Annotated in this window: 18 protein-coding genes; 9 read left to right on the top strand and 9 right to left on the bottom strand. The window is 55.1% G+C overall.

The window, feature by feature from the left end; genetic code table 11:
• A partial coding sequence (locus AMR42_RS09315) for a TIGR02281 family clan AA aspartic protease (RefSeq protein WP_199858135.1) occupies positions 1 to 563 on the top strand: 563 nt, incomplete at its 5' end.
• A 169-nt stretch (positions 564 to 732) separates the two neighbouring features.
• Here the strand turns inward: AMR42_RS09315 and ndk are convergent.
• Positions 733 to 1,182 carry a nucleoside-diphosphate kinase gene (gene ndk / locus AMR42_RS09310; protein WP_099533180.1) on the bottom strand — a complete coding sequence of 150 codons (450 nt, stop codon included), beginning with the start codon at positions 1,180 to 1,182 and terminating at the stop codon, positions 733 to 735.
• Between the two features lie 467 nt (positions 1,183 to 1,649).
• Between ndk and speA the strand changes: the two genes are divergently transcribed.
• Complete coding sequence (gene speA, locus AMR42_RS09305; RefSeq protein ID WP_099533179.1) at positions 1,650 to 3,653, top strand: biosynthetic arginine decarboxylase; 2,004 nt, start codon at positions 1,650 to 1,652, stop codon at positions 3,651 to 3,653.
• A gap of 202 nt (positions 3,654 to 3,855) precedes the next feature.
• Here the strand turns inward: speA and AMR42_RS09300 are convergent, their stop codons facing one another.
• Positions 3,856 to 4,122: a hypothetical protein gene (locus tag AMR42_RS09300; RefSeq protein ID WP_143473006.1), complete on the bottom strand. Its 267-nt coding sequence runs from the start codon at positions 4,120 to 4,122 to the stop codon at positions 3,856 to 3,858.
• Between the two features lie 138 nt (positions 4,123 to 4,260).
• Positions 4,261 to 7,308 carry a CHAT domain-containing protein gene (locus tag AMR42_RS09295; protein WP_099533175.1) on the bottom strand — a complete coding sequence of 1,016 codons (3,048 nt, stop codon included), beginning with the start codon at positions 7,306 to 7,308 and terminating at the stop codon, positions 4,261 to 4,263.
• Between the two features lie 705 nt (positions 7,309 to 8,013).
• Here AMR42_RS09295 and AMR42_RS09290 point away from each other — a divergent pair.
• Together AMR42_RS09290 and AMR42_RS09285 are read left to right on the top strand one after the other, a co-directional pair.
• Positions 8,014 to 9,405 carry an NAD-dependent succinate-semialdehyde dehydrogenase gene (locus AMR42_RS09290; RefSeq protein WP_099533174.1) on the top strand — a complete coding sequence of 464 codons (1,392 nt, stop codon included), beginning with the start codon at positions 8,014 to 8,016 and terminating at the stop codon, positions 9,403 to 9,405.
• A 159-nt stretch (positions 9,406 to 9,564) separates the two neighbouring features.
• A complete protein-coding gene (locus AMR42_RS09285) occupies positions 9,565 to 11,202 on the top strand; it encodes an acetolactate synthase large subunit (protein WP_099533173.1) in 1,638 nt (545 codons plus the stop codon).
• 64 nt (positions 11,203 to 11,266) lie between these two features.
• On the opposite strand, the gene AMR42_RS09280 is transcribed toward AMR42_RS09285, so the two are convergent.
• From AMR42_RS09280 to AMR42_RS09260, 5 genes are all read right to left on the bottom strand, one after another.
• Positions 11,267 to 12,985: a tetratricopeptide repeat protein gene (locus AMR42_RS09280; protein ID WP_099533172.1), complete on the bottom strand. Its 1,719-nt coding sequence runs from the start codon at positions 12,983 to 12,985 to the stop codon at positions 11,267 to 11,269.
• A 304-nt stretch (positions 12,986 to 13,289) separates the two neighbouring features.
• Positions 13,290 to 17,699: a ribonucleoside-triphosphate reductase, adenosylcobalamin-dependent gene (gene nrdJ, locus AMR42_RS09275; protein ID WP_099533178.1), complete on the bottom strand. Its 4,410-nt coding sequence runs from the start codon at positions 17,697 to 17,699 to the stop codon at positions 13,290 to 13,292.
• A 629-nt stretch (positions 17,700 to 18,328) separates the two neighbouring features.
• Positions 18,329 to 18,616: a hypothetical protein gene (locus tag AMR42_RS19830; RefSeq protein ID WP_143473005.1), complete on the bottom strand. Its 288-nt coding sequence runs from the start codon at positions 18,614 to 18,616 to the stop codon at positions 18,329 to 18,331.
• A gap of 343 nt (positions 18,617 to 18,959) precedes the next feature.
• Entirely contained in the window at positions 18,960 to 20,807 is a 1,848-nt protein-coding gene (locus AMR42_RS20375; RefSeq protein ID WP_158234425.1) for a serine/threonine-protein kinase, read from the bottom strand.
• Positions 20,808 to 20,820: 13 nt separating this feature from the next.
• Positions 20,821 to 21,801: a serine/threonine-protein kinase gene (locus AMR42_RS09260; protein WP_158234424.1), complete on the bottom strand. Its 981-nt coding sequence runs from the start codon at positions 21,799 to 21,801 to the stop codon at positions 20,821 to 20,823.
• A gap of 206 nt (positions 21,802 to 22,007) precedes the next feature.
• On the opposite strand from AMR42_RS09260, the gene AMR42_RS09255 reads away from it, so the two are divergent.
• The 3 genes from AMR42_RS09255 to AMR42_RS09245 all read left to right on the top strand — a co-directional run bounded on the left by AMR42_RS09255 (position 22,008) and on the right by AMR42_RS09245 (position 25,116).
• Positions 22,008 to 22,898, top strand: coding sequence for a PD-(D/E)XK nuclease family protein (locus tag AMR42_RS09255; protein ID WP_234406906.1), 891 nt, complete (start codon positions 22,008 to 22,010; stop codon positions 22,896 to 22,898).
• Positions 22,899 to 23,242: 344 nt separating this feature from the next.
• Positions 23,243 to 23,365: a hypothetical protein gene (locus AMR42_RS21390; RefSeq protein ID WP_099533167.1), complete on the top strand. Its 123-nt coding sequence runs from the start codon at positions 23,243 to 23,245 to the stop codon at positions 23,363 to 23,365.
• Positions 23,366 to 23,415: 50 nt separating this feature from the next.
• Positions 23,416 to 25,116 carry an MBL fold metallo-hydrolase gene (locus AMR42_RS09245; RefSeq protein WP_234406897.1) on the top strand — a complete coding sequence of 567 codons (1,701 nt, stop codon included), beginning with the start codon at positions 23,416 to 23,418 and terminating at the stop codon, positions 25,114 to 25,116.
• 66 nt (positions 25,117 to 25,182) lie between these two features.
• Here AMR42_RS09245 and AMR42_RS09240 read toward each other — a convergent pair whose 3' ends face one another.
• A complete protein-coding gene (locus AMR42_RS09240; RefSeq protein WP_099533166.1) occupies positions 25,183 to 25,470 on the bottom strand; it encodes a YggT family protein in 288 nt (95 codons plus the stop codon).
• 258 nt (positions 25,471 to 25,728) lie between these two features.
• On the opposite strand from AMR42_RS09240, the gene psbX reads away from it, so the two are divergent.
• Positions 25,729 to 25,851 (top strand): photosystem II reaction center X protein, encoded by a 123-nt coding sequence (gene psbX / locus AMR42_RS09235; protein ID WP_099533165.1) that lies wholly within the window; start codon positions 25,729 to 25,731, stop codon positions 25,849 to 25,851.
• 136 nt (positions 25,852 to 25,987) lie between these two features.
• On the top strand, positions 25,988 to 26,639 hold a 652-nt coding region (locus AMR42_RS09230), incomplete at its 3' end, for a Ycf66 family protein (protein WP_099533164.1).

Here is a 26,639-nt window from a genome sequence, read left to right as displayed (position 1 = left end):
CCACCATTGCCGCCCAACCCCTGAGCGCCCCCGCCAGCAACACCACCCCAGACAGCAACGGCGGAACCCAGCCCGGAGCCGCCGCCACCCCCATTCCCGCCAGCAGCCCCAGCGGCAACCCTGACACCAGCTCCAACCTGCCCGCTCCGGAAACCGGCAGCGACAGCCCAAACAGCACCGCCGCCAGTTCCGGGCCCGTCATCGCCACCATCCCCATCATCCGGCGGGTCAGTGGCATTCCCGTCATTGAAGTGACCTTCAACGGGCGCAAGTTCCCCATGATGTTGGACACCGGAGCCAGCGCCACCGTGATCACCAGCAAAATGCTGTCAACCCTCGGCATTCGGCCCCACGACAAAATCTTGGTTTCCACCCCGAGCGATCGCCGCGTCACCATGGACTTGGCCCGCGTTGACACCGTGCAAGTGGAAGGCCTGTCGGTCAGCAACCTGGAAGTGGGCGTTGCGCCGGCCTTGGAAATTGGGTTATTGGGTCAAAACTTTTTCGGTGGCTATGACCTGATCATTCGGGGCAATCAAATCGAGTTCCACAGTCGCGGCTAAAAGACTCAAAAAGCAACAAAGACAAGGGGCTTCAGCCCCTTGTCCAGGATCATGGGGTTGAGCAGATTCACATATCTCAGCCCCAACGAATCAAGTTTTCATGAATCGAATTTGAGGACGCGCCCCAATCTCGCGAGTGGCGAGGGTTAGTCAACGATCCTATTCGTACCTATTCGTACAGCCACTTGCTGATCGTCGGAGACCAGTTGGCCAGCTCCTCATCCTTGAACCACAAGGCGATTTCACGTTGGGCCGTTTCCACTGCGTCAGAACCATGGATCAGGTTGCGGCCAATGTTGACCCCAAAGTCACCCCGGATCGTGCCTGGATTGGCGGTCAGGGGGTTGGTGGCCCCAATGATTTGGCGGGCCGATGCCACCACGCCGTCACCTTCCCACACCATCGCCACCACGGGGCCGGAGGTAATGAATTCCACCAAACCAGCAAAGAAGGGGCGCTCGCGGTGTACCGAGTAGTGCTCTTCGGCTAGCTCGCGGCTCACGTTCAGCAGCTTGAGACCCACGAGGGTGAAGCCTTTGACTTCAAAACGCTTGATGATTTCACCAATCAGACCGCGCTGCACGCCATCGGGTTTGATGGCAATAAACGTACGTTCCACGACTTGCACTCCTCAAGAAAGGGAAAAATAATAGGGGCGGGAAATTTTTGCCCTTCTAATAGTGCAAAAAAATGGGCCAGTTTGGTCAGGATCGATCGCCGGGACTGTCGATTAGGGCTTCACGGTTGACTTCACCGGTCGTTCTAGGACTGCGGGGCTATAACCAAAAGTTAACCAAATCCTTACCCCACCGGGATTGCCGCCCTTTTGATTGGAATTAGGATACACTGAGAAGCTGGTTTATCTTAGTCCGGTTCTTGCCGGTCAATATCAATCAAGCAGACCCGCTGCTAGCTGGACTGTCGTCTGGAGGTTGACGAAAAATGGGGATCGATTTGACGGTCGAGACTGCCACGGCGGAATCGACGATCGCCCAGGCCGAAAGTCCAATGGTGGACGGGTCGGTTACTGCAAAGGCAGCGGAAGCAACAGCCCGCAGTGACCGGGGCGGACGACGCAAGCGCGGAATGCGGGCCGATGCACGCACGGCAATTCAGGGTTTAACGGAATTGGCACAAAAAACAAATAGCGTGACCGGGGAACGTCCCTGGACGATCGAGGACAGCGAAGCCACCTATCGCATTCGGGCATGGGGTGAGCCGTATTTTTCGATTAATGCGGCGGGTCACGTGACGGTTTCGCCAAAAGCGGAGCGCGGCGGGGCGATCGACCTGCATGAACTCGTTGAAGCGCTCAAGCAGCGAAATTTGGGTCTGCCTCTGTTGATTCGGTTCACGGATATTTTGGCCGATCGCATTGAACGGCTCACGGCGGTTTTTGCGAAGGCGATCGCCAAGTACAAATATGCCGGGGGCTATAAGGGTGTGTTCCCCGTCAAGTGCAACCAGCAGCGCCACTTGATTGAAGACCTGGTGGAATTTGGCCAGCCCTATCAATTTGGCCTGGAGGCCGGGTCAAAGCCAGAATTGATGATCGCCCTGGCGATGTTGACCACCCCGGGAGCCATGCTGATTTGCAATGGCTACAAGGATCGGGAATATATCGAAACGGCGATCCTGGCCCAGCGCTTGGGCAAAACGCCCGTAATTGTGCTGGAGCAGGTGGAAGAGGTGAAACTTGCCATCTCCGCCAGTCAACGGTTAGGCATCAAGCCAATTTTGGGTGTCCGGGCCAAGCTGAATGCCAAGGGCGTAGGCCGCTGGGGAGATTCGGCGGGCGATCGGGCAAAATTTGGCCTGACGATTCCGGAAATTCTGGGCGCGGTGGATCAACTACGCCAAGCGGATATGCTCGACTGTTTGCAGTTGCTGCATTTCCACATCGGTTCTCAGATTTCCTCAATCAGTGTGATTAAGGATGCGATCCGCGAAGCCAGCCAGATTTATGTGGAACTGCATGAACTGGGCGCGGGGATGCAATACCTGGATGTGGGAGGCGGCTTGGGAATCGACTATGACGGTTCCAAGACGAATTTCCACGCTTCCACCAATTACACGCTGCAAAATTACGCCGATGACATTGTGGCGGCGGTGAATGATACCTGTTCGTCGCGAGGGGTGAAGGTTCCCACCCTGATTAGCGAGAGCGGGCGGGCGGTGGCTTCGCACCAGTCGGTGTTGGTGTTTGATGTGTTGAGTGTGAGCCAAATGGCTTTCACGGAGCCGCAACCCTCGGAACCGGAAGACCACGCAGCCCTCAAGAGCCTTTACGAAACCTATTCGTTGATCGATCGGGACAACTATCAAGAGATGTTCCACGATGCAACGCAAACCCGGGATGAGGCCTTGAGTCTGTTTAGTTTTGGTTATTTGAGCCTGACCGATCGCGCCAAAATTGAGCGGTTGTATTGGGCTTGTTGCACCAAGATTCGGGAAATTGTCCGTAAGGAAGATTACGTGCCCGATGATTTGGAATACCTAGAACAGATGATGTCGTCGATCTACTACATCAATATGTCGGTGTTCCAGTCGGCCCCGGATACTTGGGCGATCGGGCAGCTTTTCCCGATCGCGCCGATCCACCGCCTCGATGAAGAACCCACCGAGCGGGGAATTTTGGCCGATCTCACCTGCGACAGCGACGGCAAAATCGACCAATTCATCGATTTGCGCGACGTGAAAAACGTGTTGGAACTGCACGCCCTGAAGCCGGTTGATCCCAGCCAACAGGAAGCCTATGGCGATCGGGAATATGAACCCTACTACCTCGGTATGTTCCTGAATGGCGCTTATCAGGAAATTATGGGCAGCCTGCACAATCTGTTTGGCGACACCAACACGGTTCATATCCACCTCACCCCCAAGGGCTACCGGATTGAGCATGTGGTGAAGGGCGACACCATGAAGGAAGCCCTCAGCTACGTGCAATACGAGCCGGATGATTTGGTGGAAAGTATTCGTCGCCAGGCAGAGCAGGCCATGCAGGAAAAACACATTTCCTTGCGGGAGTCGCAACTGTTGCTACAAAACTATGAGCGCAGCCTTCAGGGTTATACCTACCTCGCGCCTTAGGCTGATCAGCGTTCGCAGGGGTGGCCTTGCCGGGAGCTGACCTCGATCGGGTGTTGGCTTTCTGGCTCATGCCCTGTGAGTGCCCCTGGTTCGCGTGAGTCAGGACGGTGCTGATCAAATCAAACAGTGGCCAAGCGGCTTGTACTGCTGCTTGGCCACTGTTCTGTTCGGAAATTTCAGCCGGAAACCTTGGCCGAAGTTGCTAGGCCGCTTCGCAGACGATCGGGCCCATTTGCGATCGAGCAATCACCATTTCGCCATGGCCAGGAATCCACACCGTCCAGGCTTCATCCTCATGCTCACAAAGCAACAGCGCCCGATCGTGGCAAGCATCATTGGGCAACCAGAGCAGATCAACCCAGCAGCGCTCCTGAGGGCGGGCAAGGTTGGCTGCGGCCGTCCAGGTTGTGGGGCTGTAGGAACGGGTGACGCGATCGCTCAGTTGCATGGCCTCAACTCCTTTGGACATCAACGCCCAGCTTAAAAGACCAGTCTTTTTCTGTATCTAATTCTGTATCTAAAGCTACGGAATGATCATCAAGCCTGTCAATGTTCCGTTGAAGAACGTTACAGATTCACGCACGATCGCCTGCTTTCCTGTCGATCCCTAACGGGCTGCCCCCACCAGGGAAAAGGCCGCCCAATTCACCGGATCCGGGTGACGCTGTTGGGTATCCAGCATGGCCGCCCGCAAGGCCGCTGCCCGATCGCCCGATTTTAAAAATTCCCGGTAGAACGTCAACATCAATTCCGACGTGGGCTGATCTGGCACTGCCCAGAGGGAAACAACCGTGCTGGGTGCGCCCGCCACAATGAACGCCCGCGACAGCCCGATCGCCCCATCGCTGGTGAGTCGGCCCCGCCCCGTATCGCAGGCACTCAGCACCACCAACTGCGCCTTCAGTTTCAGGTTCAAGATTTCCTCAGTGGTCAGAAATCCGTCTTGGTCATCCCCTTCCGGATTGGGGCTGGGAGCCAAAGCCAAAGCCCCCGGAACCGCCGGAATGACCCCCTCACCAAAGTAGTCATCCAGCAGGCCATGGGTGGCAAGGTGAATAATTTGGGATTCTTCCATTCGGGCGGTGACGGCGGTTTCGGTGGCCGCTGCGCCTTCCAGGGGTTGAGTGTTCAGCAATTGGGCGATCGCCCGGGCCTCCAAGCTGGCTCCCGGTAAGGGGGCCAAGGAGCGCTCCTGGTCGCCCAAGTTGCGATCGGGAATTTGGGGCATGGTTGGGTTACCCACCACCAAAGCCGGGCCACGCAGGGGTTGGGGTTGTCCCGCCGAGAGCGGGGGCAGTTGGCTGCTGGCTAGGGCCAACACACGAATGGAGGGAGAGACCGACAGGGTGTGATTTTGGATCAGGTATTGGCCATCGGCATCGCGCAGGGCCGCAAAGGGCACCAAAAACAGCGTGCCTTGGGGGATAAACACCACCCGATCGCTCGGCTGCTTGGGCAATAGATCGGCGATCGGCTCAATCAACAGGCTGTGGAGTTGGCGCAGGCTGGGCAATTGTTGAAAGGTCACCTTGCTGCGGCTGCGGCCCACCAGATCATTCAAGGGAACCGGATGAGGCTGGTTTTCGGCCTGGGGTAACTGGCCGCGCCGAAAGTGAATTTGTCCCTCGGGCGACACCACCCAAATATTCACCTGGTTCGGCGGCGGCGGGTTGAGGGCGCTGGTTTGGGGCTTGGCAGTGGTTAATTGGCAAGACTTGCTGTAGATGCTGCAATAGGTCGTGCTGTCCTCTTGCTGAACCGCGTAGATCACCAGGGTGGCCCGCTGCGATCGGGCTGTGGCCTGGATGCTTTCCACCGACACAGCGGCATCAGGGTTCGACAAACGACCTTGGGCGGCCAATTTCCCCATCATCAAGTCCAAAAACACGCGCGATCGCCCCTGCTCTGACACCACTAGGGCCTGTTCCGGGCTGTTTTGAGCCAAGTACACATCCTGAAGCCGTTGATTGACTTGAGTTTGCAGCTCAATAAAGCCCACTTTGAAATAATCTTCCCCAATGAAGGTTTTCACCAGCTCATCCCAACCCTCGCTCGCTTGGGTGAGGACGCTGGCGGCTCGGTTCAGGTCACCGGATTGGTGTAGGGCCAAGCCCAGGTCACTGAGCACTTCCACTTGGCCCCGTCGATCGTTCACCGTTTGGGCAATTTTCAGCGCCGCTTCATAGGATTTGATGGCCGCGCCCCAGTTGCCTTGGGCCGCTTGGGCCAGGCCGATCGAGCGTTGGGCCGCATATTTCAATCGGGGACTGGGGGCGATCGCCCAGGCCTGTTCCGCCGCTGCGATCGCCGCCGCAAAGTTGCCTTGGTTCAAGTCAAGGGCGCTGCTCAGTTGCCAAAACTCCGGCTCCCACAGGCGATTGCTGACCCCCTTCAGGTTTTGGCGGGCTTCGCTCAGGTAGCGGCGAGCTTGGGCATAGTCTCCCGCACCGATCAGGCCCTGCACCATGGTGATCAAGGCCCCTAAACGCCGAACAGGCGTGGCCGTTTGCAGCGGATCGTTGAGCACCTCCAAACTGTCGATCATGCCGGTGGCATAGTCGCCAATGGCGATCGCCCCCTTGGCCCGATCGATCAAAGCTGCATGGTAAAAGGGCCCACCAGCGGAAGCCTGTAACCGTTGTTGATAAAACTCCAGGGCTTTCAGATAATCCGCCCGTTCGTAGTGAACATTGCCAATGATTCCCAAGGCCACCGATTCAGCACTGGCCGATCGCTCCTGCCGCGCCAGATTCAGCGCCTGGAATCCCCAATCGATCGCCTGATCCAGTTGCCCCCGCTGAAAGTTGACCAAGGCCAACTGAGCCATGGCCGCCGCCGCGCCCGCCCCATCCCGATCGCGCCGATAAATTCCCAGGGCCTGTTCCCAGGTGGCCTGCGCTTCCGGCAACTGACCTTGGCTAAACAGGCTCACCCCCTGCTCCAACAGGCGATTACCCTCCGCCGAGTCCTGTTGCTCCTGAATCAGAATCGCCGGCCCCGCCTTGGGCAGTGGGCCGCTGTAGCCAATCACCCCCGCCATTTCGGCCCCGTCGATGTTGGCTCCGTCCAGCTTGGCCCCGGTCAGATTCGCCTGATTCAAGTCAGCCCCAAACAGAATCGCCCCCGTAAGGTCGGCATTGGTCAAATTGGCCCGGTTTAGCTCCGCCCAGGACAAATCGGCCCCCATCAACTGGGCCCCCGTCAGGTTCGACCCGTTGAAATTGACGCGGGACAAATCCACGCCGCTGAGGTCAACCCCCGTCAAATCTGTGCCATCCAGATCGCAATCCTCCAGGGTGGCCGATCGCAAATTCACCCCCTGCAAATTAGCCCTCGACAGGGTGGCATCTTCCAAATTGGCCCCCGTCAAATTGGCTCCGGCAAAGTTAGCATTCCAAGCCAAAACCGACTCCAGATTGGCCCCCGATAAATTTGCGCCCCGCAGATCCGCCCCGCTCAAGTTGCCATAGCTCATCCGTTGGCCGCTGAGATCCGCCCCGGACAGATCGCAGCCCTCGCATTGGTTCGTGGCAAATAGTTGGCGCAAATGCTCAGGATCAAAGGCCCAAGCGCGATCGCCCCCACCCCCCAAACAACTGCCCCACAACAGCAGCACCAGCAACCGATTACCAGAGCGATCGAGCCAAGTTGCCATGGGAGTTGTCCTTGGGTGGGTAAGAGGAGAACTGAGAAACCAGTGATGCGGCAGTGAATCGCAGGCGAGGCTGAAGCGACCCGGCAGAACGATTAGGTCACGCGCAACTCAGCACAGTCTTAATCCAAAAAACAACGGCAATTCAAGACAACACCCCTTGGCCCCAGTCGCACAAACTCAGTTGCCAGCGTTCGTAAAGCGCTGCACCCTAGTGACCCATTCACGGCCCATTAACGGTTGGTGTGATTGGGCATGATGTAGTTTTGTATAAGGTTACACGGTTTTTGTGAAGTACCGAGAATTGGGCCCCAAAACCCATCTAGGATAGCAATAGGTGTTGAATGAAACATGAATCGATCATGATCGATCATGAATTTCTTTCAGGTTTTTCAATTCTTTTTTCGATCTTGATTATTTGATTCCTGTTCATTGGTTTTTTATTGATTACTTCAGCAATTTCTGAACAATAATTTGGCATTCTCAATTGGTGCTCACAATTGATGTTCATAATCAATTTGAATTGCCCACTGATTAGTGCTTAATTACTCGTTGTTTTTTGCTGTTATTTTTCTTTGACTAGCCCTTTGTTGACCCTTCAATCAGCTTTTGAGTTAGAACTGGATTAGTGCTTGATCAGTCCTTAATGAGTTCTGGATCAGTTCTAGAGAGGTTCTGATCAGAGATGGACAAACTAGGAGGTGTCCAGTGGCCATCGCAACCATCAATCCCACAACAGGGCAATGGGTTCAAAGTTTTGAACCCCTCACGGATCAGGCATTAGCCACCAAACTGGAGTTAGCCGATCGCGCCTTTCAGGCTTACCAAACTGTGCCGATCGCCCAACGAGCAGCCTGGTTAAACCAAGTGGCCGATCGCCTGGAAACGGACTGTGAAGCCCTCGCCCGGTTAGCTGTTTTGGAAATGGGAAAACCCCTAACCGCAGCGATCGGGGAGGTGCAAAAATGCGCCGCCGTTTGTCGTTTTTATGCCGATCGAGCAGCCGAATTTTTAGCGGATGAAATAGTTGAAACCGATGCTCACCGCAGCTTTATTCGGTATCAACCCTTGGGCCTCATTTTGGCCGTCATGCCTTGGAACTTTCCCTATTGGCAAGTGTTTCGCTTTGCCGCTCCGGCCCTGATGGCCGGTAACGGGGCCCTGCTGAAACATGCGTCCAACGTGCCGCAGGTGGCCCAAAAGCTAGAGGACTTATTTTTGGCGGGGGGCTTTCCGGCGGGCATCTTCCAAACCTTGCTGATCGGGAGCGATCGGGTGGCGGCCTTGGTGGCGGATCCGCGAGTGGCGGCGGCCACCCTCACCGGCAGCGAAGGGGCAGGCAGCGCCCTGGCGAGCCATTGCGGAACCCACCTCAAAAAAACCCTGCTGGAGTTGGGCGGCAGCGACCCGCTCATCGTCTGCCCCAGTGCTGATTTTGAGCAAGCGGTGGCCACGGCCGTTGCGTCGCGAATGCTGAACAATGGCCAAACCTGCATCGCCGCCAAACGATTCATCACCGTGGGATCGATCGGGCCGGCCTTTGAAGCAGCCATTGCCCAAGCTTTTGCGCAGTTGGTGGTTGGCGATCCGGGCGATCGCGCAACCCAGTTGGGGCCCCTGGCCACGGCCCCAATTCTGGAGGAGTTGGCAGACCAAGTGAACCGGGCGATCGCCGCCGGGGCCCGGGTGGTGGTTGGGGGTGATCGGGCGGCTCTGCTCGATCGTCTGCCGCCCTCCCTGCAAGGCGGCCACTTCTATCCCCCAACTCTGCTGGCGGACTTGCCCCCCAACGCCCCGATCGCCCAAGAGGAATTCTTTGGCCCCGTTGCCCTCCTTTTCCACACCGAAACCCTCGACCAGGCGATCGCCCTAGCCAACAACACACCCTTCGGTTTGGGGGCCAGCATTTGGACTACGGATTCTTCAGAAATTGAGCAAGGAATTCAACAATTACAAGCGGGCGCTGTGTTTGTCAATAGCCTGGTGAAATCGGATCCGCGATTGCCCTTTGGCGGCATCAAACGTTCCGGCTATGGTCGTGAACTCGCTCGTCAGGGCATGTTGGAATTTATGAACGCCAAAACCGTTTGGGTTCACTAGGCATTTGAAAAAATTGAAGAAGACAAGCAGCTTCAGCCCCTTGCTCCCGTGGCGATCGGCCCCTTGCTATGACCCACAGCTACCGCCGTCCTTCAGGAATTGACTCTCAGGAATTGACTCGTTTAAACAACCACCATTGACGATCCCGGAACCTAATCTATGAATACCGCAGAATTATTGGTCAAATGCCTTGAAAACGAAGGCGTGCAATATATTTTTGGACTGCCTGGAGAAGAAAACCTCCATTTGTTAGAAGCGATCAGCCAATCTTCAATTCAATTCATCACCACCCGCCATGAACAGGGAGCTGCTTTCATGGCTGATGTTTATGGTCGATTAACCGGCAAAGCTGGGGTTTGTTTATCCACCTTGGGCCCCGGAGCCACCAACCTGATTACCGGTGTGGCCGATGCCAATTTGGATGGGTCACCGGTCGTGGCGATCGCGGGACAAGTGGGCACCGATCGAATGCACATTGAATCCCATCAATATTTGGATTTGGTGTCAATTTTTGCCCCAATTACCAAATGGAGCAGCCAAGTCGTTCGCCCCAGCAACACCCCGGAAATTATTCGCAAAGCCTTCAAGCGGGCCCAAAGTGAGAAACCCGGCGCTGTTTATATTGATGTGCCCGAAAATATTGCTGCCATGGCCGTGGAAGGCAAACCCTTAGCCACGGATCAAAACGAAAAAACCTTTGCTTCTTTCAGTGCCCTCAATTCAGCAGCAAACCTGATTGCCAAAGCAAAAAATCCCCTGATTCTGGCCGGCAATGGAGCCATTCGGGCCCGGGCCGATCAAGCGGTCACCGAGTTTGCCACCCAATTGCAAATTCCGGTGGTCAACACCTTCATGGGTAAGGGCATTATTCCCTACACTCATCCCTTAGCCCTGTGGACAACGGGACTCCAAAAACGGGACTTTATTACCTGTGCGTTTGAAGCCGCTGATTTGATCATTGCGATCGGCTATGACTTGGTGGAATATTCACCCAAGCGCTGGAATCCTTACGGCTCCATTCCAATTATCCATGTGGGTGCAATGCCCGCTGAAATTGATAGTAGCTACATCCCCCAAGTGGAAGTGGTAGGCGATATTTCTGACTCGTTGTTGGAGCTGTTGCGACGCACCGATCGCTCCCATCAACCAGAACCCTTTGCGGTTCAATTGCGGGCTGAAATTCGTGAAGATTATGAACAATATGCAGGCGATCGAGCATTTCCGATTAAGCCTCAAAAAATTGTTTATGACATTCGGCAAGTGCTGGCCCCCGAAGATATTCTGATCTCCGATGTGGGGGCCCACAAGATGTGGATTGCACGGAATTACCACTGCGATCGCCCCAATACTTGCCTCATTTCCAATGGGTTTGCAGCCATGGGCATCGCAATTCCGGGAGCCGTGGCCGCCAAACTGGTGCATCCCGATCGCAAGGTTTTGGCCGTGACTGGTGATGGTGGATTTTTGATGAATTGCCAGGAATTAGAAACCGCCCTGCGCATTGGCACTCCCTTTGTCACGTTGGTTTTCAATGACAGTGGCTACGGACTCATTGAGTGGAAACAACAGGATGCCTTTGGGCGATCGCGCTACATCAAATTTGGCAATCCTGATTTTGTGAAATTTGCCGAAAGTATGGGCTTAAAAGGCTATCGGGTGGAGTCCAATGAAGACTTAATGCCGATTTTGAAACAGGCCTTGGCGGATTCTGTACCTGCTGTGATTGATTGCCCCGTGGACTATCAGGAGAATTTCAAGTTTTCGCAAAAATCCGGCAATTTACATTGCTCGATCTAACCTGCAATTTCGTCTTCACTCTTTGACTGAATCTTTAACTCAAGGCAATCACCATGATCGGAATCTAGGATGCGGTCAACCAATGATTCAGGGTCGATCGCACCTGTTGCAAGGGTTCTGACCAATCGCCCGGTTTCGCTTGTCGAAATAGCCGCATGGTGGGATACCAAGGAGAATCGGGGCGATCGAGCAGCCACCGCCAATCACAGCGGGCCGGCAGCAACACCCAAGTGGGCTTGCCCAACCCACCCGCTAAATGCACCACCGAAGTGTCCACCGAGATCAACAAATCAAGCTGTTGACAAATAGCCGCCGTATCCGCAAAGTCCTGAATCCAGGGGCTGCAATCCACTAAATTGAGGTTTGGAAATTGACCGATCAAGGGTTGATAGTCCTGGGCATTTTTTCCAACTTGTAAGCTATAAAGCATCACTGGAAATTCCTGCAAAGCCTTCAGCAAAAGCTCGCAAGGTAGGGACTTATCAAGATAGATATCATGCAGTTCGTCTTCCACTCGATAGCCACTCGCCCAAACGATGCCAATCTTTTTGGGTTTTGCGGGTAATTCCTTGAAAGGTGGCGGCAGTGGCCAGGCAGGATCAACGGTTAGATAGGGAATTTGGTTGGGAATTGTTGCCCAATCGGTTTTGCATTGGTGGGGCAAGCTCAAGAGGGGCGATCGATAGTCTACGCCGGGAAGAATTTGCCCTGGTTCCAATACCGGCAAGACCCGATCGATAGCGGGCAATTGGGCAAAAAGTCGATGCAAAACGACAGGGCCACTAAACCAAACGTTTGCCCCCCAGCTTGCTAATAAATCCGCATAGCGAATGAATTGCAAAGAGTCCCCTAGTCCCTGTTCTGCCTGCAAGAGAATGGTGCGGCCATGTAGCGATTCTCCTTGCCATTGGGGATGGGGTAATTCTGGGGGAGGTTGCACCGTTGTCCACCGCCATTCATATTCTCGAAATCCTTCGGTGAGTTGCCCCAACGCCAAGAGAATATGGCTTAAATTCCAATGGCTTTTGGCATCTTGCAGATTATGCTGAATCGCATTCTGAAAGGCTGAAATGGCTTGCAAATAATCAGCCTTTTTCCAATAGAAATTTCCTAAATTATAATGATAATTGGCAGCTTGAGAATCAAGGGCAATTGCTTTTTGGTGCGCTGTTTCTGCTTCAGTCCACTGCCCCGTTGCGGTTAAAGCACAACCCAAATCACTCCAGTAGCTGGCTTGTTGGGAATTGAGATTCAGAGCGTTTTGATAGGCCCGAATAGATTGGTCATAGGCTCGATCGAGATAGGCCGCTTTGCCGAGCCGGGCCCAGGCTTGGGCCAAGCGATCGGGCAGTCTTGGATCGAGACAACCCTGAGCGATCGCCCGTTGGTAAATCTGAACTTCCGCCGCAAAATCCTGGCTTTTTTGGGCAACCCAACCCCAGTTAAAATAGGCTTCCCAGCATTGGTGATCTTGGGCGATCGCCCACCCATAGCACTGGCGAGCTTGGGCTAATTTTCCCTGCTGAGCCAGTTGATTACCCAATTGCAAATGGTCACGACTGCCCACCAATTGCGGGTCAAGTTCCAGGGCCCGCCACTGATCGGTTGCCGCTCGTTGAATGTTTCCCAATTGGTGAGCCAGGGCCGATCGCTGCACCCAAAAACTGGCGCGATCAGGGGCTAATTTCAGTGCTTGGGCCAAGGCGCGATCGGCCGTGGCCAGTTGACCGGCAGCCCACAAATCTGTTGCTAATTGCTGATATAACTCAGCAGCATTCGGCATGTGGCACAACCGATCGCGCCATTTCGCAATGATCGAACTCAAAATCACCCCAAAACCAACCCAAGACAGACTTTAGTCTAGTGGCATGACAGGCTTAATACATTGGGTCAAAGTTGCGAAGCCAGTCGTGGTAACAAGGGGCTTAAGCCCCTTGCTGCTTAACGATCAGGTGACGGTAACAGCCATGTAATTTAGCCCAACGAATTGAGGCAGCCACGCTACTAGGATGGCCGGGGCGCTGAAAATCAGCCATTTGGGCTGACTACCACAGCCCCCGCCTCAACCGGTGCGATCGCCCCCGGCCCTAGCCCTTCGTTTCTGGCAGCAGGCACTTGTCCGAATCGCAGCCCGCCGGGCCCGCTTCCGCCATTTCGCCCTTGTCATAGCGTCGCAGGGCCTCATGGAAACTACTGATCCGCCGCCGTTGCAGCACCGCATCGTGCATTTCCTGATAGGTTTCCCGCGAAATTGGCTCGAAGGGCAACCGGGGGAAGGTTTGCAGATCGTCAAACCGGGCCAGCAACGCCGCCGAGATATAGCCCTCATCGTTTTGGATTGCCTGGTGAATCCGGCGGCCCAACGGTTCGATTTCCGGCTCCCGCAGTTCGATCGTGGCGCTGGTGTTGTGGGTGGTGTAGTGGGTTTGTACCTGCATGTAGAAGTCAAACTGAGCCAGGGCGCTGAACTGCTCGATCGCGATCGTGTCCGCCCCCGGCAAGTCCGCCCAAGACACCGCCACCGGAATTTCCACCAGCCACTCAGTGCAGCGCGGATCAAACGGATCATTCAGCAAGTTGCCGTTTTCATCCTTATCGGACTGGGACGGCACAATACTGTAGCCATAGTCCAGACAAGCCAACGCCACCGGATCGTTTTTGCGGAACGTGATCCGCCGAATGAACCGTGCAGCCTTGGGTGGGTGCCAACCGGGTGAAGCCCCCGTCAACAGTGATTTTGTGCCCGAAGGTTGCACCGTCGTGCAGCGGTTGGGGCGGCGCAAACCGTGGCGATCGCAGTAGTCCCAAACCGTTTGGTGGACAATTTCCCGCCAACGGCTGAGGTATTGCCGCTCCTGGTCTTTAAATTCCAGACCTTGCACGGTGTCCGGGCGACCCGCTTCCCACCAGCGCAACCAATCGACCCCAAAGGCTTGCACAAAGAAATCGAACAAACCAGTGAAGGAAACGCCCACGATCGGGTCAATCGATCGACTGTATTGGTAGCGCTCTTCCTGGAACCGGTGGTTGAGCAAACCTGCCACCGACAAGGCCCCAGCCTTGAAGGCATCCTCTTGGGTTTGGTGATCTTTTGGATCGATTTGATTGAGGTGAATTTCGCTCAGGTTGCACTGGCCGGTCAACGTACCCCCAAAAACGCCCTTGTGGAATTCCGGCTCATTGAAACAGAAGGTGTCGTGGCGACCCTCCAGCGGTTCGATCGAGCGAATCACCTGCCATTTACCCTTAGCGGCCGGTTGATGACCACGGCTGGTATCCACTCGCTGGCAAGGAATGGCTGCACAGTCGGTGATTTGCAGATACCACAAATCTTTCTGACGCACGCCTAGGTTGGTCGCTTCTCCCGCCCGGGCCATCAGGTTGATGGAAGAGCGAATGCCGCATTTCAGCAACAACAAATAGACCCGATAGGCGCGATCGTAGCCCGATAGGTAGAGGCGAACACCGCCGGTCACGGTTAGGGAACCATCCGCATCAATCAAACCGGCAATGAAGTGCAGAATGGCCTCACGATTCCAGCGAGCGATCGCTTCAAAGGGTTCAGCGGTCTGCTTCAGGTTCCGCACCTGCTCCGGATCAAATTCTCGATCGAAGCCGGTGTAGAGCAAGCAAGGGGTATCGGGATTTTCCGCGTAGAACCGAGGTTGACCCGATGTGCGACCCGCGATCGCCAACTCTTTCTGGTAGCTCTTGACCCCATAAAGCCGCAGTTGCAGTTGGGGCTTGCCATTCGATTGACAGAGAGAACCATCCCCAACCAATTGCCCAAGGGTGTAAGCCCAAATCGGATCGATCGCCTCGCCATCGCGGTGATCAATTTGGAAGGGTTCCGTATGGATGGCGTATTTCAGATTCGGCAATTGGTCGATCAATTCGGCCGTTGTCCGTTCTTGATAGGTCTGACCAAAGCGATCTTTGACAAAGAATCGGTGGCCTTCCGTGACATCCAAATGCGTGCCATCGGCAAAATTCACGCGGAAGAGTGCCCGATCGCGACCGGTCAAAATCGGCGTAACAGAACTCCAGCGCCGTCCATTCCAAACTTCCACGGATTGCCCCACCAAGGACTGAATTTCATGCAGTCCATCCCGGGTAATCAGCAGCGTATTCCCCGCAACGCAGTGGAAATCAGCGCCTAGGATTTCACCACAGTTGTGAGCCACGAAGCCATTCGCATCAAATCGCGATGGGCCAGGAACTGTGCAGTCATAAACTGCTTCAATTCCGTCAGGTGCGATTTCAGCGATCGCGACACTGAAGCGATCGCGATTCAGCTTGCGCTTGTAGTTACTTAATAGCTCGTTGAGCTTGGCTTGTTTTTCTGGTTGCTGGAAGCCAACCCGATCACGAAACTCCGTGAGGTTGTCATTGGCAATCACCAATTCATGTTGCGCTTGGCAGAAGTAAGGAGCCAAGTTGCGATCAGAATCGGGCATCAAACGGACACCGGCTGACCGACGATTTTGGTAGATCGTTGAAACAATGCCAATCCGCAGCAACATCCGCTGAATGGCTTCTAGGGTTGCCAAGTTGCTTTGGGACAAGCGGACGCTAATGCCTTTTTGCTGAGTGCCTTGAACGCTGCCATCCGCATCAAACAGCCCTCGCAAGAAACCGCAGTGAAACTCATAGCTCGATCGCTCAATTTCACCGGTCACCCATTTCTCATGGCGGTGGATACCGAAGCGATCGGCTAGGGCTGCTAACCCACTCGAAGCAATTTGATGCAAGTGATGATGGGGATGATAGGAGCCAGCTAATTTTGCACCACAGGCAACGGTTTTTTGGAGTGTTGCCACAGCATATTCAGCCATTTCCTGTTGCGAATCACCCCAAAAACGGAGGATTCCTTGATCACTCCAGCTTGTTTCTGCGAGGGAGCCATCACCAACCAGGTTTCCGAGCAACCAGCCTTCATCAAAAGTTCCGTGACCCGACCAGGGTTGAATATCACGGTGATTATGAATAGAGAGGCGATCGCCTGGTTTCAAATCTTCAACAGCGGTCCATTCCAAATACTGCCGTTTTTGAGTTTGAGCACTCACGCGCAAGAGTTGGTGGTTTGCAGTCAGTCGCAGCGACAACCCTTCGCGAGTGGTTACTTTGAAAACTGGTTTATCGCCTGTGTAGAAAAAGCCTTCTGTTGTGGTGCTGAACAGCTCGCCATTGACATAGGTTCCATGCTGTTGACCAATCAGCTCCTTGACCTGGCGCGGGCCAAATTCTGTATGTACCCAGGTATCAGCTGTGACGCAAGGATTCAAGCCATAGCGTTGCAGGCGATGGGCAGATTCTCGCTCATCAATTTCTGGTGACTTTTCTTTCAGCCACTCTGCACCCTTCTGTTCCTGAAAAGCAGCAATAAACGCTTTCTTTTCATCATCTCCAGCGATCAAATCGGCATTGCTGCGGGCGATCGCCTCACCAGCCCATTGAATTGCACCTTCGCCGGAATAGAACTGCTTGCGAACCGCGTTGATGCACTCCGTTTCCGTGGGTTTGTGATGAAAAACTCGCGAGTGATTGGCCATCCGCAGGGAGTCGCGATCGGGATCAATTCGCCAATTGCCCGCCTCATCCTGCTGCCACAAATTGTCTTTGGCTTTGGCTCCCAGTTCATCAGTGCTATTGAACTGACGCATTCCGGCACTTCTTCTTATGTTACCTGCTACAATTGTGACAGCCGCTTCGTCGATAAGCAAGCAGCATTCCACCGAAGTGAGTTGCCGACCGATCGCCCGGTTCAAGATGCGAGTCACCCGATCGTAGAGTTCCGGCAGCTTGATCGGGTTAGCCACGCCGCCGAAGCCCCGGAGCGTTTCCCCCGCCGGCCGCACGTTGCTGAGGTCGATCGCCACTTGCACTTCGCCATCAAAGCGCTCATCGCTGCACAGATCCAGCAAGGTTTGGTACGACTTCACCCAGCCCTGGCGACTGTCGCCCACCACCACGCGCACCGCGTTGCCAACGATATCCACCGTTGTTTCCTGCAAGCGTTGACCCACCGGAACCGTACCCAGCTCGCCCGTCACCGTTACGGTGATTGAGTTGCGCACTGGCGGGAGCTGTTCAATGTAGCGCGGTTCCAGCACGCCGCCCGTGCCACAGCCCATCATCGCCAAGTCCATCATCAGCCCAAAGGCTTTCCAGTCGATGACATTGGTGCTGGTGCAGTTGTAGGCTCCTGAAAAGTTTTGCGGGTTTTCCAGCCAGTCCGTGCCCCCAACCCACAGCCAACGCCCCGACGGCAGCGCCACAATCCGCTTCTGCATTCGATCGAGCAGGCTCGCTTCCTGATCGGAAAGATTGCCCAACTTGACCAAGCCGCGCAGGGTGCGATCGGTCGTTTGCTGCCACGATTCCCGCTCCCCGTCCATTCGACGGCTGTAGGTGCGGTAAAACACCGGGTAGGCGGTGGGGGCGTGGTCAGGGAAATCGACGGGTTGCTGCTGAGCGCGGTTCAGTTCTTGCACCATGGGATTGGCTGTGAACAACAGTTGAGACGACACGAAAGGCCGCTGGTCATCGATCAACGCTACATCTTGCGTTGATTGATGACCAGCCGATCCAATAAACACCAAATCTGGGTGACTTGTAAATGATTGTTGCCAGGGTGATGGCGAATCCGCTACGAGTCAACGACGATTTTCGTATTTTTGCCACCCTGGGGCCCACTTGGGATGGATCCTGAGCCAGTTGTCTAGGTTGCCGCGCAGTTTCTAGCGCATGGTTGCCGAAAAACTCACTTGCTTCTGGTGAAAATTCAGAAATGCGAGGTGAAAATTTCTGTGTCTGGGCTGGGACTTCTTTGGGGCTAATGGATGGTTGGTTGGGGTGATTGGCTGAGCGCCGAAAGCTGCGCGATCGGGCTGGTGCGGATTTTTGGGGCGATCGACTCGATAATTTTGGGTCGTTGAGACTCTGTTGAAGGTAACCCGAACGTGGAGAATTCAGGTCAATTGTTTCTAAAAATTCTTATCAAGATTTTCTGTAAGATGGGTGGTTTTCATGGAGCTGAAATTAGGAAGTCAGAATACAGAAAAAGATTAAATTTTTAGGAAAATCGTTTGCTGAACTTAGAGCTTAGCAACTCAACTCAAACTGGCTAGGCGGGATGCAAGGTGCGATAGATCCACCACCCGATCGCGAGGCCGACTCCAGCCGCTAGGGTTAGCAAAGTAACGGCTAATTTTTTGTCGATTCCCAGGTTGTCAACTGTGAATTCTGGGAACAGAACCAAGCTGAGGGGCCAGCTCACCCACCAGAGCGCCGCAAACCCCCATCCATAGTCACTGACCAATTCCCAGGATCCGCGCCACAGAACGACCCCAGCCCCAGCGACAGTCCAGGCGATCGCCACGGCCCTCACAGCCAGCAACGCAGCAGCGCCCACGATGTCCCAGAGAGCTTTTGAGGTGCGATCTTGCGGCGTAGATACCAGATTTGGAAACAGTCTAGATGTCAGTCTAAAGGCGTGGCCAAGCACATCAAGCAGATAGCTAAGAGCTGCATATTCAGCCCAAAAACAAGCTCCAGACCCGGCTAAAACTGCGATGAAAACCAACCCGCTAAGCGATGGTAGTTGGGTGACTGAGGCGCTAACACCAATCCCGATGATGGTGTACGAGATGATGCAATTCAGCAGCAATTTCGCAGCGATCGCCATCGAATCGATCCCCGGGGTGCAGTGTTGCCTCACTTGTTGTTTTCCGCAACTGCATTTCCTCCAAAACCATCTAGGCGGGATGCACGGCGCGATAGATCCACCACCCGATCGCCAAGCCCATCCAAGCTGCCAGAGTTGGCAAAACAATCGCTAACCCTTTGCGGTCTCGCATTCCCTCAGCCGCAATTCCTGGGAGCAAACCCAGGGTCAGGGGCCAGCTTCCCCACCACAGACCCACAAACACAAATCCATAACCACCAATAAGCTCCCAAGATCCCCGCCATAGAGCCATTCCAGCCACAGCCACAGCCACAACCACAGTCACAGCATCAGCCACAGTCACAGCATCAGCCCTAGCCTCAACCATAGCCATATAGCTAGCCCATGCCCTAGCCTCAGCCCTAGCCTCAGCTTTAGCTATAGCCTCAGCTTTAGCCATAGCCCTAGCCATAGCGACACGACCAGCTACATTTATGGCCATAGCCCTAGCCACAGCCACAGCCACAGCCACAGCCCAAGCTACAGCCCATGCCCCAGCCAAAGACATAGCCATAGCCCCAACCACAGCCCAAGCTACAGCCCAAGCTACAGCCCTAGCCCTAGCCAAAGATGTAGTCCCAGCCCCAGTAATTGCCCATGCCACAGCCATAGACCAAGCCCAAACCCCAGCCACAGCCCATGCCCATTCCCCAGCCCATGCCACAGCCCAAACCCCAGCCACAGCCCATGCCACAGCCCATGCCCCAGCCACAGCCCATGCCACAGCCCATGCCCCAGCCAAAGACATAGCCATAGCCCTATGCCTAGCCCTAGTCAGACTAACCCCAGTCACAGCCTCAGTCACAGCCTCAGTCACAGCCTCAGCAGCCCCAACCCCAGCTCCAGCCCATGTCCATGCCACAGCCATAGCCATAGCCACAGCCCAGTTAATTAGTAGTGATGATGGTGGCACACTGACACCAATCCCAATAATTGTGTAAGCGATCATAGACCCCAGAAGCCATCCCCAAGGGAGACTAGCGGTCTCATTACCTTGGACAGATGGTTCAGGTTGCGGAGGGTTCTCAGCAATTCGTTCAGGTGGCCGATCCCTATCAGTGAGAGTTTGCAAAAACTGAGTCACTGATTGTGGGCGATCGGCCGCTTCTAGCTCCAATCCTGCCATCAGCATTGCATTGAAATTTTCTGAAATTGCGACTAGTTGGCAAGGTGGCGTTAAGTTTCCGCCATCTAACTTTCTAGATAGAGATTTAGTAGGCCTTTCGCCGGTGACTGCAAAATATAAACTACTTGCCAAACCGAAAATATCTGCTGAAGGATATCTTGCCTTTTCAGGCTTAACAATTTGCTCATAGGGTGCAAATGCTTCATTTCCCTTTATACCTTTTGAACTTTGGGAAGACGGTATAAATTCTTTAGCCCCTCCCAAATCAATCAGTACAGCTTTCCCATCAGGGCGCAGCATAATGTTGCCGGGATGTACATCACGATGCACAAGCTGATGATCGTGCATCCACTCCAATGCACTGCCAATTTGTCTAGCAATGGAGATCACCTCCATTTCTGGCAATCGCCCCCTTGCTTTCACCACCTCAAATAGATTCTGTCCTTCAATGAACTCCATCATCAGGTAATGATGATTAACCGGTTCTGAAAACAGGTCAAATACTTTGACTAAGTTGGGGTGCATTTCACGAGCCGCAAGTGTGGCCATGATTTGCCCTTCTTTCATAAACCGCGCCACGTATTTCTCATAGTCTGGGTCATACCGCAAATACTCATTTTGCGACTTCAGAACCACATACCGCTTGAGATTGCGATCCAAAGCTTTGTAAGTAATTCCAAATCCCCCTTGCCCCAAAACAGCAATAATTTCGTATTGCCCCCCGCGCAGGGTGTCGCCCGGCCTCAAAACCATAACAATACTCGCTCTATTTAGTTGACTTGGCAGGGGATTGAATTGGCGAAGCAGCAGGCGAAGACGGCGTAGGCGGTTCATTTTTAAACCAGCCCGCCATTGCCCCAATACCAGCCAACAAACCGCCAACTGCTGCAATTACGGCTGCAATCGTTTGCCAATTCCAGCCTTTGAGGCTAAGCGATGACGGTTTCTTGGCTTCCTGGGGAAACGGTTGCAGCCACTCCGCAGCCGATTTCGGGCGATCAGTCGGTTTCAACGCCATCGCCTTTTCAATTAACCGGCAAATCTTGGCATCATATTGCCCTGAAAACGAAATCGCCACGCCATTGAGTTGTCGCTCCAATGCGGCGGGCGGTGCTTTTCCCTCCAAAAGCGTGTAGAGCGTCGCCCCCAAGGAATAGATATCCGTGTAAGAACCGCGATCGCCCTTGCTCGTGTAGGCTTCCGGCGCTGCACAACCGTTCGTATGGTTAGCGGTTTGGGTCGCGCTCAACTCATCCGAAAAATTCAGCGCCGACCCAAAATCAATCAATACAGCAGTCGCTGGTTCGCCTACCTTCAGCCGAATATTGGCCGGTCGCACATCACGATGGATAAATCCGCGCCCATGGATATAGTCCAAAGCCGAGCCAATTTGCCGAACGTAGCGCATAGCTTCATCCACAGACAATCGACCCAATTCCTGTAAATCTGCACCCGCAATGTGTTCCATCACCACACAAGGCGCACCATCCTCCTCAAACAGGCGATCGACCTTCATCACATGGAGATGGTCGCAAGCCCTGAGTTGCATCGCCTCATCCCGAAAAATTTGACAGAGCTTGCTCAGGTCAGGATGAACCTGGGCGCTATCGTTTAGGGTCTTGATCGCCACCCGGTTTTGGTTTTGACCATCGATCGCTAAGTAGGTAATTGCAAATCGCCCACAACCCAAAACCCGCTCAATTTCGTAGCGATCGCCATCTAACCGATCTCCGGGGTTCAGCGTCATCTCACTTGCCGTTGTCCGCGACTGCATTCCCTCGATTATGCCCTGTCAGCCGTTCTGGGTCAGCCCAGGGGCGATCGCTATAATCGGTCTATCCAGGCGATCGCCTCGATGGTGAAGCGATCATTCCAGGTTTCAGCCTCCCGATCGCTGAACTATTTCAAGAACTTGATTTTTAATGGCTTTGGATAGCCACATTGCTTTGCATGATGCAGCATTTGTCCCAAGGGGTTTTGAATGCTTGGATGACCTGTCCGCGACAGTTTCAACATCTCTATTTGGATTGTTTACTGTTGCCGGCCAATCCCCACCAACAGGAACGAATGGTTTGGGGAAGTCGATTCCATTGGCTGATGCAACAATCCATTCAGAACCGTGGAACGGACTGCAAACTCACTGAATTGGGGGCTGAATCGGCGGCCAAGATATCCTTGGTTTTGCAGGCAGAAGGGGATGCGGAAGCCCAAGCGCTCCATCAAGCGGTCGATCGCACTTGGGATAGCCTGCACCATTGGTGGGATCAATCGGGAGCCAGCGATTGGGAACTGGATGCGGAACATCGCCGCACTTGGGTGATGGGAGATCGTCTGCTCACTGTGGTGTATGACCTATTGGCAACCCGACCCACGGAAGCGCAGATTTTTGATTGGAAAACTCACGCCCAACCCCTGTCGCGCGATCGACTGCAAGAGGATTGGCAAACCCGTTTGTATCTTTTTGTGTTGGCGGAAACGAGCCATTTACCGCCCGATCGCCTGGCCATGAGCTATTGGTTTGTCCGATCGCCGGCCGCTTCGACCACCGCCAACGGGCCGGAGTTGGCTTGCGAAACGTTTGCATACAGCGCCGATTGGCACCAATCCACCCAAGCGCAATTGCTGGAGATGGCCCAAGCGATTGATCAGGCGATCGCCGCCTATCATGGGGGGCGGGCGCTGCCGCAATTGCCGGCCCACAGCCCCGCCTGTCGATCGTGTTCCTTTGCCAGCCGTTGCGGCCGATCGCCCTCGGTGGCGGAATCGACCGTGGCGGCTTTGCCTTGGACGTTGACGGAACCGCTCGATCGCCTGTGGGACGCGATCGAGGAAATCCCGATTTGAATTGGGCTTTTGAATTGGATTTTAGAATTAGCTTTTGGAATTAACTTTTGAAATTAACTTTTGAAATTTTTTGGAATTTGATGCCAACTGATCGGGCCTGAGTTGGGTCTCAGCTGGATCTGATCTGTCCTGGCCCCAATCTGCTCAGGGCCATTGGTTGTGTCCCGATTTGACAGCCCGGGAGCCGCTCGATACGGTAGAAGAAAGGCTCGAAGCCTCAAACCCGCCGCCGGATCCTTGGTTTCGGCCCGGGGCATCAATGAAATTTGGGAAAATTTGGGAATTTAACATTTCCCCAAGCTTCCCCCCCTATTTCCTTTAGCTGGTGTGAGTGGTTGCGTCCCATGGATGTGAAATTGATTTTGGCGGTGTTGACCGGTTTGTTCACGGTGGCTTGCCTGTTTTTTGGCACGCGCAACGGGTTTTACGACACGGATAACTATCACGGCAACGGTTCGGCTCACTAACGAAGGGCGATCGGCCCAATGGCGGCCGATCGATCAAGGAACCCAAACCTGTGACCGAGCTAGAGTGCTTGCCCTATGCCGTGGGCCATGGGGGCGAAGGGATGTGTCTGGTGGTGCGATTGGGAACCCATCGCGTCATGTTGGACTGTGGCTTGCGGAGCCTGTCGCCCCTCCTGGGTGAAGCGTGGGATCATCCAAACCCCATCCGACCGCGATCGGGCATGGTGGGCTGGGGCCGAATGCCGGCCGATTGGGTGGTTTGCAGCCATGCCCACCGCGACCATGCACGCGGCTTGCTGAAGCTCCATGAGCAATTTCCCCATTTGCCGATTTTTGCCAGCGGCGAAACGGCCCAACTGTTGCCCACCAATTGGCTCGATCGCCCTCTGGAGTCGATTCCGCTGTTTTGTCAGGCCCTTCCTTGGCGATCGCCCGTGGCCTTGGCTGATGATTTGACGGTGGAGCTGTTGCCTGCTGGTCATTTGCCGGGAGCAGCCCTCACCCTGTTGCGATACCAGTCCCGGGCCGAATCCCGCAGCAATCGATCGCGCGAATATTGCGTGGCTTACAGCGGGGATTTTTTCCTGTCCAATGGCCGGTTGGTGGAAGGAATGCCCCTCACGGAGGTGCGCGGCCTTGCACCAGATGTGCTGATCGTGGAGGGATCCTACGGGGTGGCCCGCCGATCGCGTCGTCGCCGCCAGGAAAATGACCTCGCGGATCAGGTCAGCCAAGCCCTGGCCCAAGGGCGATCGGTGCTGTTGCCCGTGCCGCTGTTGGGTCTGGGCCAAGAACTATTGATGCTGTTGCGCAGCCACCACTACTTCACAGGGCGCGAGTTCACCATTTGGGTCGATCGCCAGGTGGCGGCCGGCTGTGATGCCTATTTGGCAATTCTCGATCGATTGCCGGAGTCGGTGCAGAATTTTGCCCGCCATCAAAACCTGTTTTGGGATGATCGGGTGCGGCCACTTGTGCGGCGGCTGTCGAGCGATCAAAACGGGCCCGATTTGGCTCTGGAAGGCCCCTGCCTGCTGTTGGTGGATGATGATTTGCCCGTGGCCCAACTGTGCGATCGCTTCTGTCAGACGGGGCGTTGGTTGGTGTCTGTGCAGGCGGCCGCGGGTGGCCGGTTGGAAGCCGAGCCTCTCCGCAGCCCCCATGAGGGCGATCGAATTCTTTACAGCACCTATGAACTGTCGGAACATTCGGACGGCTTGGGCACGCTGCAACTGATCCACAACATGCGCCCTCAGCACGTGGTGTTTGTCCATGGGGGCATTGATCATTTGTCGGGTTTGGCGGCCCTGGATGAACTCAACAGCCGCTACCAAATCCATTGCCCCAGTGCGGGTGTTGCTTTGGAGTTGCCGATCGGGGAAAGCTTTGCCCAACCGGCCGCCCCGATCGAGCGATATGAAGGGGAAATTAGCACCGGAGAGGGAGCCGCCACGGTGCATCTGCCTGATGCGATCGTCCATAGTCCCCGCTGGAAAGCCTTTGCGGAAACGGGGCTGGTGGAAGTGCGTTGGCAGGGATCGGATTTGGTGTTGCGAGGCATGTCCCCTCGGGAAGTGCTCGATCGCAACACCGCCTGGCCCGACACACCGGACTTGATCTGTTGCCAAACTTGCCAATTTTATCGGGGGCAACATTGCCGAAATCCCGCCTCTCCCCTGGCCGATCGGCGCGTGGCTCCCGATGGTTGTTGTCCGGTCTATGCCAGCAACAGCGATCGACAGCCTACCTAAATACAGACCACCTAAACACAGCCCACCTAAACAACGTTTGAGGTGGGCTAGGGCCCGGCATTTCGGTTAGTTCAAGCTCATGGTGATCAGCCCCTGTTGCCCCAGCAGCACTTCACGCAACAGGCTCACCAACCCAACCCAAATGATCGGGCTGATATCTACGCCGCCGATCGGGGGGACGATCGCGCGGGTCACCTTCAAAAAGGGTTCCGTCGGAGCCACCGCCAACTTAAAGGGCAACTTTTGGGCATCCACCTGGGGATACCAAGTCAGCACGATTCGGACAATGAACAACAAAATGAACAGACCCAACAGCAGGCTCAGGGCCCACGATCCAATCACAACGGTACTCATGCCGAACTTGGGGTAGAAATTGAGAAGGGCGGGCGATCGGCCTCGGGGGGATGGCTAGCGCAAAATCTGGCTCAGAGGGCAGCGCCCGGCCCAGATGCCACCCAACCCCGCTCGGAGATATCAGCCGCAGCACGGATGATCGTAAAGCTTGACGGATCATTCTGGGAAATTCTCAATTCCGCTGGGGCGACAGAGCGTCGATCGGGCGATAAAATACAACCCTAGAGCCAATTGTGCGTTTTCAATCCGAGGATAACTATGACTGCTTCTTTGGCGAATTTCCTGTGGAGCCTGCTCTTGGGAGCCGTAATTGTGGTGCTGCCGATTACCGTTGGCTTGATCGTCATCAGCCAGAACGACAAGGTAAAACGCACTTTCTAAGGTTGCTTGTCGTGCCGCTCAGCCCCTGCGGTTGGGATAGCCTCGGCGCGATCGCCCGCAAAGGACGGCGGTTCCGGTAACCCCATCGGAGCCGCCGTTCGTCGTTAGAATAAACCCGTAACGTTCTTGAGGGACGATGGTTAACGTTGGCTTTAGCTGGGGCAGCCTCATCGGCATCATCCTCGCGGTGGCGGGCGCTGCACTCTATTTCATTCGATCGTACAAGCCAGGACTGGCCCGCGATTACGACATCTTTTTCGCGGCGGTGGGTCTGCTGTGCGGCGGCATTCTGTTTTTTAATAGCTGGCGGCTGGATCCGATTCTGCAATTCAGCCAATTCCTGTTGGCAGGGTCAGCCATCTTTTTCGCTTACGAAAGTATTCGGCTGCGGAACGTGACCACGGAGCAGGCCAAGCGCACTGCGCCCCTGGTGGATGACGATCGGCCCGTGAGTCGGGTGTATCGGGCGGAGCTGGATGACATGGAGCCGATCGAGCGCCAGCCCTACAATCGCCGGATTCGGGGCAGCGACGACAGCCGCGACAGCCGCGCCGCCGAGGAATATGGCAAGGAATATGGCAGCCGACCGCGCGATGGCCGTGAAGTCCGCGACAGCCGCGATGGTCGCGATGGTGGGTATGATGCGCCGCCGCGCCGCCGACCGCCGACCCAACGCCCCCCGCGCGATGACCGCGATTCCTTTGGCGGCCCCAGTGCCGGAGCCAGCCCCGATGGTGGTGGTGTTCCTCGCAAGCGTCTGCCCGCCCAGCGCCCGCCCACCCGCCCCG

It is taken from the genome of Limnothrix sp. PR1529 (genome assembly GCF_002742025.1).
Lineage (GTDB): Bacteria > Cyanobacteriota > Cyanobacteriia > CACIAM-69d > CACIAM-69d > CACIAM-69d.
This window is presented reverse-complemented; position numbering and strand designations above follow the sequence as displayed.

Excerpts from the sequence above, each read along its gene's own strand:
- AMR42_RS20375 (WP_158234425.1), bottom strand. The coding sequence starts at position 20,807 with ATGGTTTTGAGGCCGGGCGACACCCTGCGCGGGGGGCAATACGAAATT.
- AMR42_RS09255 (WP_234406906.1), top strand. The coding sequence starts at position 22,008 with ATGCAGCATTTGTCCCAAGGGGTTTTGAATGCTTGGATGACCTGTCCG.
- AMR42_RS09240 (WP_099533166.1), bottom strand. The coding sequence starts at position 25,470 with ATGAGTACCGTTGTGATTGGATCGTGGGCCCTGAGCCTGCTGTTGGGT.
- AMR42_RS09285 (WP_099533173.1), top strand. The coding sequence starts at position 9,565 with ATGAATACCGCAGAATTATTGGTCAAATGCCTTGAAAACGAAGGCGTG.
- speA (WP_099533179.1), top strand. The coding sequence starts at position 1,650 with ATGCGGGCCGATGCACGCACGGCAATTCAGGGTTTAACGGAATTGGCA.
- AMR42_RS09280 (WP_099533172.1), bottom strand. The coding sequence starts at position 12,985 with ATGCCGAATGCTGCTGAGTTATATCAGCAATTAGCAACAGATTTGTGG.
- AMR42_RS09260 (WP_158234424.1), bottom strand. The coding sequence starts at position 21,801 with ATGACGCTGAACCCCGGAGATCGGTTAGATGGCGATCGCTACGAAATT.
- AMR42_RS09295 (WP_099533175.1), bottom strand. The coding sequence starts at position 7,308 with ATGGCAACTTGGCTCGATCGCTCTGGTAATCGGTTGCTGGTGCTGCTG.
- AMR42_RS09300 (WP_143473006.1), bottom strand. The coding sequence starts at position 4,122 with ATGTCCAAAGGAGTTGAGGCCATGCAACTGAGCGATCGCGTCACCCGT.
- nrdJ (WP_099533178.1), bottom strand. The coding sequence starts at position 17,699 with ATGGTGCAAGAACTGAACCGCGCTCAGCAGCAACCCGTCGATTTCCCT.
- AMR42_RS21390 (WP_099533167.1), top strand. The coding sequence starts at position 23,243 with ATGGATGTGAAATTGATTTTGGCGGTGTTGACCGGTTTGTTCACGGTG.
- psbX (WP_099533165.1), top strand. The coding sequence starts at position 25,729 with ATGACTGCTTCTTTGGCGAATTTCCTGTGGAGCCTGCTCTTGGGAGCC.